General features: G+C 61.9%; 14 protein-coding genes. 9 read left to right on the top strand and 5 right to left on the bottom strand.

Translation table 11 applies throughout. The features are described from left to right. Positions 1-40: 40 nt before the first annotated feature. The 8 genes from MA04_RS07525 (at position 41) to MA04_RS07560 (ending at position 9305) form a co-directional block, all read left to right on the top strand. On the top strand, positions 41-1195 hold the full coding sequence (locus MA04_RS07525; RefSeq protein WP_080530203.1) for an AI-2E family transporter: 1155 nt from the start codon (positions 41-43) through the stop codon (positions 1193-1195). After that, positions 1195-2001 carry a hypothetical protein gene (locus tag MA04_RS07530; RefSeq protein ID WP_262459985.1) on the top strand — a complete coding sequence of 269 codons (807 nt, stop codon included), beginning with the start codon at positions 1195-1197 and terminating at the stop codon, positions 1999-2001. Before MA04_RS07525 ends, MA04_RS07530 begins: the two co-directional genes overlap by 1 nt. Before the next feature lie 137 nt (positions 2002-2138). Continuing rightward, a complete protein-coding gene (gene ppnP, locus MA04_RS07535; protein ID WP_022997080.1) occupies positions 2139-2420 on the top strand; it encodes a pyrimidine/purine nucleoside phosphorylase in 282 nt (93 codons plus the stop codon). A gap of 181 nt (positions 2421-2601) precedes the next feature. After that, on the top strand, positions 2602-3717 hold the full coding sequence (locus MA04_RS07540) for a patatin-like phospholipase family protein (protein ID WP_262459986.1): 1116 nt from the start codon (positions 2602-2604) through the stop codon (positions 3715-3717). Positions 3718-3776: 59 nt separating this feature from the next. Beyond that, entirely contained in the window at positions 3777-5033 is a 1257-nt protein-coding gene (codB, locus tag MA04_RS07545; RefSeq protein WP_262459987.1) for a cytosine permease, read from the top strand. Between the two features lie 36 nt (positions 5034-5069). After that, on the top strand, positions 5070-6326 hold the full coding sequence (gene codA, locus MA04_RS07550) for a cytosine deaminase (RefSeq protein WP_262459988.1): 1257 nt from the start codon (positions 5070-5072) through the stop codon (positions 6324-6326). 227 nt (positions 6327-6553) lie between these two features. Beyond that, positions 6554-7849: an MATE family efflux transporter gene (locus MA04_RS07555; protein ID WP_262460020.1), complete on the top strand. Its 1296-nt coding sequence runs from the start codon at positions 6554-6556 to the stop codon at positions 7847-7849. Between the two features lie 106 nt (positions 7850-7955). Then, positions 7956-9305: an amidohydrolase gene (locus MA04_RS07560; protein WP_163127524.1), complete on the top strand. Its 1350-nt coding sequence runs from the start codon at positions 7956-7958 to the stop codon at positions 9303-9305. Between the two features lie 147 nt (positions 9306-9452). Here the strand turns inward: MA04_RS07560 and fghA are convergent, their stop codons facing one another. Both fghA and MA04_RS07570 read right to left on the bottom strand, forming a co-directional pair. Continuing rightward, positions 9453-10304 carry an S-formylglutathione hydrolase gene (gene fghA / locus MA04_RS07565; protein WP_316252586.1) on the bottom strand — a complete coding sequence of 284 codons (852 nt, stop codon included), beginning with the start codon at positions 10302-10304 and terminating at the stop codon, positions 9453-9455. A gap of 107 nt (positions 10305-10411) precedes the next feature. Beyond that, positions 10412-11521: an S-(hydroxymethyl)glutathione dehydrogenase/class III alcohol dehydrogenase gene (locus tag MA04_RS07570; protein WP_163127528.1), complete on the bottom strand. Its 1110-nt coding sequence runs from the start codon at positions 11519-11521 to the stop codon at positions 10412-10414. A 156-nt stretch (positions 11522-11677) separates the two neighbouring features. On the opposite strand from MA04_RS07570, the gene MA04_RS07575 reads away from it, so the two are divergent. Next, positions 11678-12550 carry a LysR family transcriptional regulator gene (locus tag MA04_RS07575; protein WP_163127530.1) on the top strand — a complete coding sequence of 291 codons (873 nt, stop codon included), beginning with the start codon at positions 11678-11680 and terminating at the stop codon, positions 12548-12550. A 37-nt stretch (positions 12551-12587) separates the two neighbouring features. Here the strand turns inward: MA04_RS07575 and MA04_RS07580 are convergent, their stop codons facing one another. From MA04_RS07580 to ahcY, 3 genes are all read right to left on the bottom strand, one after another. Then, on the bottom strand, positions 12588-13055 hold the full coding sequence (locus MA04_RS07580) for an aminoacyl-tRNA deacylase (protein ID WP_262459989.1): 468 nt from the start codon (positions 13053-13055) through the stop codon (positions 12588-12590). Positions 13056-13212: 157 nt separating this feature from the next. Continuing rightward, positions 13213-14040 carry a methylenetetrahydrofolate reductase [NAD(P)H] gene (gene metF / locus MA04_RS07585; protein ID WP_262459990.1) on the bottom strand — a complete coding sequence of 276 codons (828 nt, stop codon included), beginning with the start codon at positions 14038-14040 and terminating at the stop codon, positions 13213-13215. Between the two features lie 93 nt (positions 14041-14133). Beyond that, entirely contained in the window at positions 14134-15522 is a 1389-nt protein-coding gene (ahcY, locus tag MA04_RS07590) for an adenosylhomocysteinase (RefSeq protein ID WP_262459991.1), read from the bottom strand. Positions 15523-15536 lie beyond the last annotated feature (14 nt).

The following is a 15536-nucleotide window of genomic DNA, read 5'->3' on the forward strand; positions in this document are numbered from 1 at the left end:
AACTCCGCCGTGAAAGCCACGGTAAAAAGAGGACAATGGAATGCGTGAGCGTCTGGAGCAGCAGTCTTTTCTGGCTTTTCTGATTCTGGTGACAGTGGCCTTCCTGCTGCTGCTGCGCCCTTTCTATGCGCCAGTGTTCTGGGCCTTCGCGGTGGCCCTGATCTTCTTTCCAATGCAGCGGCGCCTGTTGGCGCGCTGGCCGGGGCGGCGCAATCTGGCCGCCATGATCACCCTGCTGTTGAGCATCGTGGTGGTGGTGATCCCGGTGCTGGTGGTGGCGGCGTCTTTCATTCGGGAAGGGCTGGCGGTGTATGACCGCGTGCAACAGGGCGAATTCGATCCGGCCAGCTATCTGCAAAAACTGGAAGCGGCCTTCCCCTCCGCCCATTACTGGTTGCAGCGCCTGGGAGTGGACTTCTCCGATCTCGGCGCGCAATTGATGTCGGGCCTGAAGGCCGCCGGCCAGTTCCTGGCCAAGCGGGCGCTGGATGTGGGGCAGAATACGTTCCAGTTCTTCGTCAATCTCGGCCTGATGCTGTATCTCACCTTCTTTTTGCTGCGCGATGGCCCCGCGCTGGTGAACCTGTTGATCCGGGCGTTGCCGCTGGGCGATGACCGGGAGCGGATGATCTTCAGCAAATTCGCTGAAGTGACCCGCGCCACGGTGAAGGGCAACCTGGTGATCGCGGTGATCCAGGGGGCGCTGGGGGGCCTGATCTTCTGGGCCTTGGGTATGCCGGCGGCGGTGCTGTGGGCGGTGGTGATGGCGTTGCTGTCGTTGATTCCGGCCCTGGGGGCGAGCCTGGTGTGGGTGCCGGTGGCGCTTTATATGTACGCCATCGGAGATGTCACCGAGGCGCTGATTCTGGTGTTGTTCGGTGTCTTCGTCATCGGTCTGGTGGATAACCTGCTGCGCCCGGTTCTGGTGGGCCGGGACACCAAGCTGCCGGACTATCTGGTGCTGTTTTCCACCCTGGGCGGATTGACCCTGTTCGGTATCACCGGTTTCGCTCTGGGGCCGTTGCTGGCGGGTCTGTTTATCTCGTTCTGGCAAATCTTCATTCAGGAGTTCAATGTGGAGCCGGCCGGGAACCTGGCCGCCGCGGACGGGTCCACTGAGGAACAGTCGGTGCCGGAAGCCGAAGTCCGGATTCCGGGGGGAAATAAGGACGACAACGGTGATAACGAGGGATAATGATGAAATTCCTGCTGCTGCCCATGCTGCTGCCTTTCTTGATGGCCATGACCATGTCCGGTTGCGAGGACGAGGATGGTGATGGCGGTGGTCGCTTTCGTACCACGGCGTCGGTGCACTACTACAATCAGATGACTACACAAGGGGCCGAAGATCAGAGCACCCTGACTGTTGACGTGACACTGGAAGGCGAAGACGAGAGCGACAGCGCCACCGGGATCGGCTACTCGCGGGGAGACGAGGGCCCGGAGTTGAGTGTGCGGATCGATGATACCAACGACAATGAGGACAACAGCGTGTTGTTGGAAGGCGTGAATTCCAGTGGGGCTCGCTTGTTTCGCACATCAGAGCGCTTGAGCAATGATAGCCGCTACACGGCGGTATCTTATGGCGACACTTCTGATGGTGGTGGTACAGGAGTGGTGGTGATTCTGCAGGATCAAAGCGATGTGACATCTGGTTCGTCCCGGTTCCGAGTGATCAACACGGTGGAACCGATCAACGTCGGTGCTCATTCTTTTGATCTGCGCTATAACGATGCCGGCTCCGGTAACTACTTCGCTTCCGACCTGGAGCGTGGTGGCGATTCCGGCTATCAGACCACCAATGCCGGTGGCCTTAATCTGGTGGTGGTCAGCAACGGTTTCTCCACTGAGCGGATCCTGGCCCGGGTGGATTGTTCGTTGAGCGGCGGGCGCGCTTACGATGTGATCCTGGCGGCGAACGATCCTCTGAACCCGCCGCTGACCGAGGGGGAGGCGGAGGATGGACTGGTTATTTATTGCCATCCCCATGAACGCGACTGATTGATCTGATTCGCCCGCGGTGATCGCCGCGGGCGCAAGCCCCGCCACATTACTCTCCCGCTATGGCGCCCGCCCGGCTCCGGTATATACTCGCGCTCCTTTGATCCCGTTCCCATCCCGTTCCGTGGAGACCGTCGATGTTCAAGGTTAACGAGTATTTCGATGCCAAGGTGGCGTCCATTGCCTTCCAGACCGAGGATAAGCCCGCCACCGTCGGCGTCATGGCCCCGGGCGACTACGAGTTCGGCACCAGCCAGCACGAAACCATGACCGTGGTCAGCGGTGCCCTTACCGTGCAGCTGCCCGGCGCGGAGGACTGGCGCACCTACGCCGCCGGCGAGACCTTCGAAGTGGAGGCCGATCAGCGCTTCCAGGTGAAAGTGGCGGTGGATACCGCTTATCTGTGCCTGTACGGCTGATCGAAAAACGCTGTATTCGCTGGCAAGCCAGCTTCCCACGGAGGGGTACTACGGAGCCGCTGTGGGAAGCTGGCTTGCCAGCGAATCGGCGTGTGGAAGTGCTCGCCCCATGCTCCCCCACTTTTGCCCCACCTCCCCATTCTGATTAGTATTCCCTGCTTTCCAACGCCAGGAGTTGACGGTGCCCGCTATCCATACCCGCGAACCGGCCCTGATCCTTCGTGCCGGTGATGAGGCCATCGCGCACATCCGCGAGCATGGGCTGCGCGCGGAAGACATCGAGGTGCTGCCCGGTGCCGCCGGCGGGCCCAAGGGAATCGGGATTGCTGGTCTGGACCAGGCCATTTTCGGCGACTTTTTGTCGCGGGCGCCGCGCCAGCGCACCTTGATCGGGGCCTCCATCGGCAGCTGGCGTTTCGCCGCCGTGGCCAGTGGCAAGGATGGCGCCGCGCGCTCCACGGCGCTGGCGCGATTGGCGGATCTGTATACCCGCCAGCGTTTCCCCAAAGGCATTACCGCTCACGAAGTCACCCGCCGTTGCGCCGCCATGCTCTCTGACCTGCTTGATGAGCAGGACCACACCATCCTCGACAACCCGGACTATCGGTTGGTGGTGGTGGTGATCCGCAGCCGTGGCCTGATGACACGGGACGGCGGCCTGGGGTTGGGGTTGGGACTGGCCGGAGTGATTGGCGGCAATTTGCTGAGCCGTCGGGCGCTGGGCGCTTTCATGGAACGTGGCCTGGTCTACACTGGTGACGAGGACAACCTGCCGCTGGCCCAACTGGCGGATTTCGCCACCCACCATGTGCCATTGACCGCCGACAACCTGCGTGCCGCCCTGCTGGCCAGCGCCGCCATTCCCATGGTGCTGGAAGGGGTACGGGATATCCCCGGGGCCCCGCCGGGCGTCTACCGGGATGGTGGCATGCTCGATTACCATCTGGACTTGCCGTATCGCACGGAAGGGCTGGTGTTGTATCCGCATTTCACCGACCGGGTGATTCCCGGCTGGTTCGACAAGCCGCTGCGCTGGCGCAATGGCGACCCCGGGCGTTTGTCCCGCACCGTATTGGTGTCGCCGTCACCGCAGTATCTGGCCAGCCTGCCGCATGGCAAGCTGCCGGATCGCACCGACTTCAAGCGTTATCTCGATGATGACGCCGGCCGTGAACGCTATTGGCGCATGGCCATCGATGAAAGCCGGCGCCTGGGAGATGAATTTTTGCAACTGGTGGAGAGCGGTCGTTGCGCCGATCGCCTGCATCCTCTGCTGGGCCGCCGGCCCGCGAACTGATTTGGCCCGCAGGTTGCACGGCCAGGCTCCGTGTTTTCCTCATAGTCACGGAGTTTGTCATGTCCTCATCCGATGATTACCCGCTGAGCGCTGTTCCCGAGGACCAGCGTAAGGGGTTGCTGTCCACCTCGGTGGTGCTGCTCGGTTTCACCTTCTTTACCGCCACCATGTGGGCCGGCGGCAACCTGGGGACCGCGTTCTCGTTCCCTGAACTGCTCATGGTGATCCTGGTGGGCAACCTGCTACTGGGAGCCTACGCCGCCGCGCTGGCCTATATTGCCTGTCGCAGCGGACTGAACACCGTGCTGATGGGGCGCTACTGTTTCGGGGAGAAGGGCAGCAAGCTGTCTGACTGCTTGCTGGGCTTTACCCAGATCGGCTGGTACGCCTGGGGTACCGCCACCATCGCCATTGCTCTGGTCAACATGACCCCGCTGCCGCAATGGCTGGAGTTGCCGTTGATGGTGGTGTTCGGCTTTGGTTTTTGTGTCACCGCCATGGTGGGGTATCGCGGGTTGGACTGGTTGTCCCGGTTCGCGGTGCCGGCCATGCTGCTGTTCATCGGCGTCAGCCTCTATCGGGGCGTGGTCGATGTCGGTGGCTTCGCGGCACTGAGCGCCCGTGCCGGCGGCGGTGATATGGGCTTCGCCGCCGCCATCACCGTGGTGATCGGTACCTTTGTCAGTGGCGGTACCATGGCCACCAACTGGAGCCGCTTTGCCCGCAATGGCCGTATCGCGGTGATCGCCACCCTGGCGGCGTTCTTCCTCGGCAACGGTTTGATGGTGCTGGTCGGCGCCATGGGCACGCTGATTTACCAGCAGGCCGATATCGTCGATGTGATGATTACCCAGGGCTTCGTGGTGCTGGCGCTGTTGATGCTGTTCCTGAACATCTGGACCACTCAGGACAATACCATCTATAACTTCTCGGTGGCCGGCTGCAATCTGCTGCGCACCGACCGGCGTCGTGTGGTAACCGTCGCCGGGGCCGGCATTGGTACGCTGCTGGCGGTGTTCGGCATGTACGATCTGCTGGTGCCGTTCCTGATCCTGCTGGGAACTTTCATTCCGCCATTGGGCGGGGTGATCATGGCCGACTTCTGGGTGCGTTTTCGGGGGCAATACCCTTCTCTGCAGGGCACGGTACTGCCGGCTTTCCAATGGTCCGGCCTGGGCGCCTACGCTCTCGGCGCCCTGGCGGCCTGGAGCTCGCCGGTATTGCCGCCGGTGGTCGGGGTGGTGGTGGCCTTCCTGGCTCATGCCCTGATTTCCCGTCTGTTGCCAGCGGCAGAGGGCGTCCCGGAGCAGTCGTGAGCTTTTTTCAGCCTTAAGCCCGTTTTTGGAGTGATCATGGAAATCGTCAACGTCCGTCTGCGTCAGCAACCCGATCTGTACACCTTGCGTATCGAGGAGGGGCGCTTCGCCGCCATCGAGCGTCAGCCGGGTTCGGTGGCGGCGGCACAGGGGCAGCGGGATGGTCAGAGACGGCTGGCCTGTGCGCCTCTGGTGGAACCGCACATCCATCTGGACGCGGCCTTTACCGCCGGTGAACCGGCCTGGAACCAGAGCGGCACCCTGTTCGAAGGCATTGAGCGCTGGAGCGAACGGCGCCCCATGCTCAGCAACGAGGACGTGCGCCAGCGCGCGCTACGCACCATGGAACTGCTGGTGGGACGGGGTGTGCAGCACATCCGCACCCACGCCGACACCACCGATCCGGACCTGGTGGCGCTGCGGGCGTTGTGCGAATTACGCGATGAGTTGAAGGATTATATCGACCTGCAGGTGGTGGCGTTTCCCCAGGAGGGGCTTCTGTCCAGCCCGGGCGGGTTGGAGCGCATGGAGCAGGCGCTGGAAATCGGCGCCGACGTGGTCGGCGGCATTCCCCATTTCGAGTTCACCCAGGAACTGGGCAACGCCTCGATGAAGAAAGTCATCGAACTGGCGATGCGTTATGACCGGTTGGTGGACGTTCACTGCGACGAGATCGACGATCCCAATTCCCGTTTCCTGGAAGTGCTGGCCAGCGAGGCGTTGTTCAACGGGCTCGGCGGGCGTGTCACCGCCAGCCACACCACCGCCATGCACTCCTATGACAACGCCTATTGCTCCAAGCTGTTCCGATTACTCAAGCAGTCCGGCATCAACTTCATTTCCTGTCCCACCGAGAGCCTGCATCTGCAGGGGCGTTTCGACAATTATCCGAAACGGCGCGGCCTGACCCGGGTGAAAGAACTGAACGCGGCGGGCATCAATGTGTGCTTCGGCGAGGACTCCATTTTTGACCCCTGGTATTCCCTCGGTAATGGCAGCCTGCTGCGAACGCTGGATTTCGGGCTGCACATCTGCCACATGATGGGCTATCAGGATTTCAGCCAGGCGTTGGATCTGATCACCGACAACAGCGCGCGAACCCTGAACATCCATGACCGCTACGGCATCGCCGTGGCTAAGCCGGGTAATTTCATTCTGCTCGATGGCGAAGACGATTATTCGGTGCTGCGCCGTCAGGGAGAGGTGCTGCTCTCGGTGCGCGGCGGCAAAGTGATCATGGAACGCGAACCCTCTCGTCTGCTGACGCCCGCCTATCTGCCCGGCGCGGAATAATCCGCGCCGGGAATCTGTGCTACTCTTTGGTGCTTATACGTAACACGTCGATTCGCGAGCAAGCTCGCTTCCCACAGCGGCTCCGTAGTCCTCTCTGTGGGAAGCGAGCTTGCTCGCGAATTGGGCTTGCCGAAAACTGTCGGACAGCGACAACCTGACTCTCAACCCTTGACCGATCCGTGCAATCACAGTCTCTGACCCGCCAAATATGGCAACAAACCTGGCCGATGACCCTGGGCGTGATGTCGCTGCTGGGGTTCAATCTGGTGGACAGCGTTTTTGTCGCCCGCCTGGGCACCGAGCCGCTGGCGGCGCAGTCGTTCACCTTCCCACTGGTGTTTCTCAGCATTGGCGTGCAGGTCGGCGTGGGCATCGCCATCGCCGCGCTGATCTCTCGCGCCATCGGCGCCGGCGAATCGCACCGGGCCGGACGTCTGGGATTGCTGGTGCTGGCCGGTGGTGGCGGGCTGATGGCGTTGTTGCTGGCGCTGCTGTGGCTGGTGCAGGAGCCGGCTTTCTCTCTGCTGGGCGCCAGTGAGTCGATTCGTGAGCTGATCCGGCCATTCTGGACCGTGCAGGTGGTGGCTTCCTGGCTGGGCGCCCTGGCGTACTTTGGTTACAGCCTGTTTCGGGCGCACGGTAATACCCGTTTTCCCGGCACCATGATGGTGGTCACCAGCCTGATCAACCTGTGTCTGGACCCGTTACTGATCTTCGGCATCGGCTCCTGGCCGGGGCTGGGGCTGATCGGCGCCGCCTGGGCGTCTTTGCTGGCGTTTGGCTGCGGCGTGCTGGCGGTGGCCTGGGCGCTGCGCGGCCGTGGCTGGTTGGAGCGGGTGGGGGCCTGGCGGGAAGCGCGTGCCTCGGCGCTGCCGTTCGCCCACATTGCCGGCCCGGCCATGATCAGCCAGTTGATGCCGCCACTGGCCTCGATGCTGGCCACCGGCCTGGTGGCGCGCCTTGGCGAAAGCGCGGTGGCGGCGTGGGGGCTGACCAGCCGCCTGGAGAGCTTTTCCATCGTCCTGGTGCTGGGCATGACCATGGCGCTGCCGCCCTGGCTGGGCCGTTGTTACGGTGCCGGCAACTGGGCCGAGGTGGAGCGGCTGATGGCCGGCGCGGCGCGCATGGTGCTGTTTTGGCAGCTGGCGCTGGGCGTGGTCTTCGCCCTGGCGGCACGGCCGCTGGCGTCGGCATTGGTGGCCAGCGGGGAAGTGCGGGACACCCTTACTATCCTGATTCGCTTCCTGCCGCCCAGTTATGGCCTGCTGGGTGTCTGCATGCTGGTGGTTTCGGCCAGCAACGCCCTGGGCTGGCCCTGGCGGGCCATGGGGATCTCGTTCCTGCGCCTGTTCGCCTGTTATCTCCCCTTGCTGTGGTTGGGGTCGGTGCTGGCCGGTTTTACCGGCCTCGCGCTGGGGGCCGCCCTGGGCAATGTATTGGCCGGGGTGATGGCCTGGCGAATGTACCGTGGCGCGGTGGCGGTAAGGCTTGTGGGTCGGACGTCTGACGTCAGACCTTCTTAACCAATTCGTCGTCTTTTGCACTTGGCAGACCCGCCGGTATGGGGAACAGTATTCGGATGCCTGTTGGCGTATCACAAGAACATAAGAAAGAGCACAAGGAGAGACCATGAACCTGAGATCCGCGATTCGAGCCCCTCTGGCCGCCGCCGTGCTGTTGGCGGGCACTGCTGTTCATGCCGCCGATGCCGGTCTGGTGGAACGGGTGCAGCAGCTGGCCGAAGCTCAGAGTGGCGAACTGGAAAAGACCTTCAAGCATCTGCACGCCAATCCGGAGCTGGGTTTCCACGAAACCGAGACCGCCGCCATGGTGGCCAAGCGTCTCAACAAGCTTGGGTATAAGGTGCATACCGGTATCGGCGGTACCGGCATCGCCGCGGTGCTTGAGAACGGTGACGGTCCGGTGGTCATGTTCCGCAGCGACATGGATGCGCTGCCGGTGAAGGAAGACACCGATCTGCCTTATGCCAGTGACAAGCAGGTGACCCTGCCGGACGGCAGCCAGACCTATGTCATGCACGCCTGTGGTCATGACAGCCATGTCAGTTGGTTGTTGGGCATCGCCCAGGTAATGAAGGAGACCCGCAAGGACTGGTCCGGCACCCTGGTGCTGGTGGCGCAGCCGGCGGAGGAGTTGATCGAAGGCGCCCAGGCCATGGTGGACGACGGCCTTTACGACAAGGTGCCGGAGCCGGAATTGCTGATCGCCGCCCACGTCTTCCCGATCTGGGCATCGGGCACGGTGGCGGTGCGTGCCGGTCGCCGCATGGCCGGCTCCGACGCTCTGGATGTGACCCTGCATGGCGTCGGCGGCCACGGCTCCTCGCCGCAACACACCATTGATCCGGTGGTGCTGGGGGCTCGTTCGGTGATGGCTTACCAGACCATCGTCAGCCGTAATGTGGATCCGCAACAGCCGGCGGTGTTGACCGTGGGCAGTGTGCAGATCGGTGAGGCCAACAATGTGATTCCGGACAACGGCGTGCTCAAGCTGAACCTGCGCTGGTACGAGAAGCCGGTCCGTGAGCAGTTGATCAGTGCGATCAAACGGGAAACCAACGGTCTGGCCACGGCTGCCGGAGTCCCCGAGGACCGTATGCCGGAATACACCATGAAAGGCTACGCCGAGCCGGTCTATAACGATGAAGCCCTGGTGGACTGGGCCAAGCCGGTACTGGCCTCGGTGTTGGGTGAGAAGGCGCTGATGCCGGGCTTCCCGCCGGTAATGGGATCCGAGGATTTTCCGCTGCTGGTATCCGGGCTGGAGAATACCAAGACGCTGTTCATGGAAGTGGGTGGTGGTGCTCCGGACGTGACCAAGGTCTACATGGAAACCGGCAAGTTGCCGCCGCTGAACCACAATCCCAAGTTCGAGATCAAGAACCCGGCGCTGGCGATCACCACCGCGGTGAAAGCCGGCAGCATGTTGCTGCTGGATTCGTTGAAGCCGAAGGGCTGATCCCCGGGTCAGCCAAACCCCACTACGAAGCCACTGTAGGAGCTTGCCTGCAAGCGAATTGTTTGGGTCGAAAGCCGATTCGCTTGCAGGCAAGCTCCTACAGTGGCTTCGTGGTCGGGCCCGCGAGCCGCGATCCTGTTTGACCGATCAGGCGCTGCGCAGATGATGCGCGTGATAGCGCAAATGATCGTCAATAAAGCTGGCGATGAAGAAATAGGAATGGTCGTAACCGGGTTGCATGCGCAATGTCAGCGGCACTTCCGCTTCCTTGCAGGCGGCCTGTAAGGCTTCCGGCCGCAGCTGTCCGTCCTGGTAGAAATTATCGGCGTCCCCCTGATCAACCATCAGCGCCAGGTTGCTGCCGCGGCTTTTAACCAGCTCACAGGCATCCCATTCCCGCCAGTTGCTCTGATCCTTACCCAAATATCCGCTGAACGCGAACTCGCCCCAGGGGCACTGACTCGGGTTGCAGATCGGGGCGAACGCGGATACCGAAGTGTAACGTCCCGGGTTCTTGAGGGCGCAGATCAAAGCGCCGTGCCCGCCCATGGAGTGGCCGCTAATGGCCGCCTTGCCATTCAGCGGGAAGTGCGCTTCCAGCAGGGCCGGCAGCTCCCCGGTGACGTAGTCGTACATGTGGTAGTGGCGGTTCCAGGGCGATTCGGTGGCGTTGACATAGAAACCGGCGCCGGAGCCGAAATCATAGCGCTCGTGTTCTCCGGGGAGATCGGTGCCACGGGGGCTGGTATCCGGGCAGACGATGGCAATGCCCAGCTCCGCGGCTATGCGCTGGGCGCCGGCTTTCTGCATGAAGTTTTCGTCGGTGCAGGTGAGTCCGGACAACCACCACAGCAAAGGCACGGACTTTTCTTCCGCCGCTGGTGGCAGGTAGATGGCGAAGATCATTTCGCAGTGCAGCGCTTCACTGCGATGCTTGTAGCGTTTCAGCCAGCCGCCGAAGGACTTGGTGGCGGAGATCAGTTCCAGTTCGTCGGACATGTTCTTTCTCCGAAAGATTGCTTGCACGCTCCACGCTTGCACGCAAAGACGGTGTGAGCCCCGGGCTTAGCGTGCCAGCGTGTTGCGTGTAAGCGTGTGGGCGCGCCTTAGTAAAGAATCACCGAGCGAATGCTTTTGCCTTCGTGCATCAGATCAAAGGCGGTGTTGATCTCGTCCAGCGGCATGGTGTGGGTGACGAACTCATCGATCATGATTTCGCCTTTCATGTAGCGCTCCACATAGCCGGGCAGTTCGGTTCGGCCCTTCACCCCGCCGAAAGCGGAACCCTTCCAGACACGTCCGGTGACCAGCTGGAACGGGCGGGTGCTGATTTCCTCGCCGGCGCCGGCGACACCGATGACCACCGATTCACCCCAGCCCTTGTGGCAGCATTCCAGCGCCGAGCGCATGACGTTGACGTTACCGATGCATTCGAAGGAGTAGTCCACGCCACCGTCGGTCAACTCGACGATCACTTCCTGGATCGAGGCGCTGTGGTCTTTCGGATTGACGAACTCGGTGGCGCCGAATTGGCGGGCCAGGGCTTCTTTCTCCGGGTTGATGTCGATGGCGATGATGCGTTCCGCCTGGGCCATCACCGCGCCCTGGATCACGGCCAGACCGATACCGCCGAGACCGAACACCGCTACAGTGGAGCCCGGCTCCACCTTGGCGGTGTTCAGCACCGCGCCGATACCTGTGGTGATGCCACAGCCGAGCAGACAGATCTTGTCCAGCGGCGCTTCCTTGCTCACCTTGGCCAGGGAGATTTCCGGCAGCACGGTGTACTCGGAGAAGGTGCTGGTGCCCATGTAGTGATGCAGCATCTTGCCTTTATGGGAGAAACGGCTGGTGCCGTCGGGCATCAGGCCCTGGCCCTGGGTGGCGCGCACCGCCTGGCACAGGTTGGTCTTGCCGGAGAGGCAGAACTTGCACTTGCGGCACTCGGCGGTGTACAGCGGAATCACATGGTCACCGGGTTTCAGGCTGGTGACGCCTTCGCCCACTTCCTGCACCACGCCGGCGCCTTCGTGGCCGAGGATGGAGGGAAACAGGCCTTCGGGATCGGTGCCGGACAGGGTATAGGCATCGGTATGGCAGACACCGGTGGCGGCGATTTTCACCAGCACCTCACCGGCCTTGGGGCCGGCCACGTCCACTTCCTCGATCACCAGGGGTTTGCCTGCTTCCCAGGCTACGGCGGCTCTTGATTTCATGTTTCTCTCCATCTTCAGGCTGGGTGCGCGATTCGCGGGGGCTGACCGGGGGCATCAGCCGCTTCCGCGATTATCAGAGGATGCTGGCAGTGTAGTGCAGCGTGGGGGGGAGGATTAAGGCATTATGGTGCAATTGATTATTGCCTGGGAGCAATAATGCAGCATTGGGATCGTATCGAGGCGTTCGTGGAAGTGGTGCGACGCGGGTCCTTTGCCGGTGCCGCCAAGCGATTGGGGGTGTCCAGTTCCCATGTCAGCCGACTGGTGGCACGTCTGGAAACCCAGCTGGAAACCCAACTCTTGTACCGTACCACCCGGACCTTGCGGCTCACCGATGCGGGTTCGGTGTATTTCGAGCACTGTGCCCAGTTGTTCGACGGCTTCCAGGAGGCCCTGGCGGCGATTGGTGATTATCAGCAACAACCTTCCGGGGTGCTGCGGCTGACCTGCGCTTCCACCTTCGGTGAGAAGTACATCGCGCCGGTGGTCAACGACTTCCTCGCGCGTCATAGCCGCTTGCAGGTCCATATGGAGTTCACCAACCGGCGCGTGGATATCGTTGACGAAGGCTTCGATGTGGCGATCCGCACCGGCGCGCTGCCGGATTCGTCCTTGATCGCCCGGCGCCTGTGTGACCGCCGGGAGTACGTTGTTGGCTCGGCGGAGTATTTCGAACGGCACGCCCGCCCCCATACCCTGGGGGAACTGGCGGCGCACAATTGCCTGCACGGCTCCCTGGATCATTGGACCTTCGATGTGGAAGGGCAGCATCGCACCCAGCGGGTCCAGGGCGGCTGGCGCGCCAATTCCGGTCTGGCGCTGCTTGACGCGGTGCGCAAAGGGCTGGGACTGGCGCAGTTACCGGATTACTACGTGGAAGAGGATCTGGCCTCCGGGCGGCTGGTGTCCGTGTTGGATCAATACGCGTGCGGCCACACCGCGGTGTGGGTGGTTTATCCCCGTCATCGACACTTGTCGCCCAAGGTGCGTCAATTCGTCGATTTCCTCATCGAGAACCGGATTCGCTAGCGCCAATCCCTGGCGGTTTGCCCGTCCTTGTTCCGCGTTAGTGATGCATGGCGAAGGAGATGGATTCCGGGTGGCTCAATTTGAGGAAATCCCCCATGCCCATCTTGATCACTTCCGTATGGGAGCCGGCGTTGAACGCCAGCCAATCCTGCTTGAGCAGGCTTTCATCAATGAAGACGCGCATGTCGTAAAGGGTGCCGAACGGCGGCTCGCCACCCACTTCACAGAGCGGAAAGCGGTCCCTGAACTGGTCTTCCCGGGCCAGTGACAGGTGGCGGGCGCCCAGGGCCTGGCGCAGACGATCCGGGTCCACGTATTCATTGGCAGACAACAGGGCCATGGCCAGTTCGCCATCCACGGACACGATCACCGTTTTCGCCATGTGATCACCAGGGATGTGCGTGGATTGCGCGGTCTGCGCCGCGGTGGCGGTGGGGGGATGGTTGTAGCAGTGGTAGTTCACCTGGTTGCGGTCAAGCAACTCGGTCAAAGCGCGTACGGCCATGATGCACCTCCTGCCGGTAGCGAAAACCGTGTTTCATCCAGAATAGGAAGGGCGGGCCGGCGGGGAAAATACCGTTGGGCTATATGGGCATATCGGCATACAACCATGGGGTATGAGCCCGGGAGGGCGGCCGAAGCCGCCCGGGGGCGGGGCGGGATTACAGGCCCAGGTTGTCCAGAATACGCAGGCTCGCCTGGGACTGGTTCATGGTGTAAAAGTGCAGGCCCGGCGCGCCCATGGCCAGCAGGCGCTCGCACAAGCGGGTCACCACTTCCTCGCCGAAGGCCTTTACCGCTTGTTCGTCGTCCTTGATATCGTCCAGCTTGCTGCGCAGCCAGCGTGGAATGTCGGCGCCGCAGACGCCGGAAAAGCGGATCAGATTGGCCACATTGAGGATCGGCATGATGCCCGGGTAGACCGGAGCGTCGCAGCCGGTGCGCCGCAGGGCGTCCATGTAGTAGCCGTAGGCGTCGGCGTTATAGAAGTATTGGGTCAGCCCGCTGTTGGCGCCGGCATCGATCTTGCGCTTGAAGTGAGCGATGTCGTCTTCGAAGCTGCGCGCCTGTGGGTGCATTTCCGGATAGGCGGCCACTTCCAGAGTGAAATGGTTGCCGGTTTCCTCGCGGATCAGACGGACCAGGTCATCGGCGTATTTCACTTCGCTTTGCGCATAGCCCATGCCCGAGGGCAGATCGCCACGCAAGGCGACGATACGGCGCACGCCGCTGTCACGGTAACCGCGCACCAACTCCAGGATTTCCTCCCGGCTCTGACCGATGCAGCTCAGGTGCGGCGCGGTATCGGCGTGCTGCTCGCGCAGTTTGTCGACCATTTCACGGGTGTTGTCACGGGTGGAGCCGCCGGCGCCGAAGGTGCAGGAAAAAAACGCCGGCTTCTTCGCCAGCAGTTTTTGCTGTGTGGTCAGCAGTTTGGTACGTCCTTCATCCGTTTTCGGCGGGAAGAACTCGAAACTGATGCGTTTCATAGAAAACTCGCTTCGCGAGGCATACACGCCAGCACGCAACACGCTGACACGCTTTCTTGGCGTGTATGCGTGTCAGCGTGCCGCGTGGAAGCCTTAGTACTTGTAATGATCCGGCTTGTACGGGCCGTCGACGCTGACGCCGATGTAGCCGGCCTGCTCGGCGGTCAGCCTGGTCACCACGCCACCAAAGCCCTGCACCATGTACATGGCCACTTCTTCGTCGAGATGCTTGGGCAGCACTTCCACCTTCAGCATCTTTTCCTTCACCGCGTCGGAATGGTTGGCGTAGCCCTGATCGAACAAGTACATCTGCGCCAGTACCTGGTTGGCGAAGGAGCCGTCCATGATCCGGCTGGGGTGGCCGGTGGCGTTGCCCAGGTTCACCAGGCGGCCTTCGGAAAGCAGCAACAGAAAGTCGCCCTCCGCTTTGTCGCGCCATACCTTATGGACCTGCGGCTTCACTTCTTCCCATTCCCAGGTCTTGCGCATGAAGGCGGTGTCCACTTCATTGTCGAAGTGGCCGATGTTGCACACCACCGCGCCTTTCTTCAGAGCCTTGAGCATGTTGGCGTCACAGACGTTGAAGTTACCGGTGGTGGTGACCAGCAGATCGGTGTTGCCGAGCAGGTCGCTATTGATGGAGGCGGCGGTGCCGTCGTTGACGCCGTTTTTATAAGCACTCACCACTTCAAAGCCGTCCATGCAGGCCTGCATGGCGCAGATCGGGTCGACCTCGGTCACTTTGACGATCATGCCTTCCTGGCGCAGGGACTGGGCGGACCCCTTGCCCACGTCACCGTAGCCCACCACCAGTGCTTTCTTGCCGGAGAGCAGGTGATCGGTGCCGCGTTTGATGGCGTCGTTGAGCGAATGACGACAACCGTACTTGTTGTCGTTCTTGCTCTTGGTGACGGAGTCGTTCACGTTCACCGCCGGTACCTTGAGGGTGCCTTTCTTGAGCATGTCATACAGACGATGCACGCCGGTGGTGGTCTCCTCGGTGATGCCGTGGATGTTATTCAGCATCTCCGGGTAAGTGTCGTGAATATAGGCGGTCAGGTCACCGCCGTCGTCCAGGATCATGTTGGCGTCCCACAGATTGCCGTCGCCGTCGCGGCAGGTCTGTTCGATGCACCACATGTACTCTTCCTCGGTTTCGCCCTTCCAGGCGAACACCGGTACGCCGGAGGCGGCGATGGCGGCGGCGGCGTGATCCTGGGTGGAAAAGATGTTGCAGCTGGACCAGCGCACTTCCGCGCCCAGTTCCTTCAACGTTTCGATCAACACCGCGGTCTGGATGGTCATGTGAATGCAGCCGATGATACGGGCACCTTTCAGCGGCTGATCGGCACGATACTTGGCGCGGATCGCCATCAGTGCCGGCATTTCGGTTTCCGCGATCTCGATTTCCGAACGGCCCCATTGGGCCAGGGAAATATCCGCGACCTTGTAATCCTGCAACGCTTCCGGTTGTGCGTTCATTGCTCTCTCCATTC

It is taken from the genome of Alloalcanivorax balearicus MACL04 (assembly GCF_025532145.1).
In the GTDB taxonomy this organism is placed as follows: Bacteria; Pseudomonadota; Gammaproteobacteria; order Pseudomonadales; family Alcanivoracaceae; genus Alloalcanivorax; species Alloalcanivorax balearicus.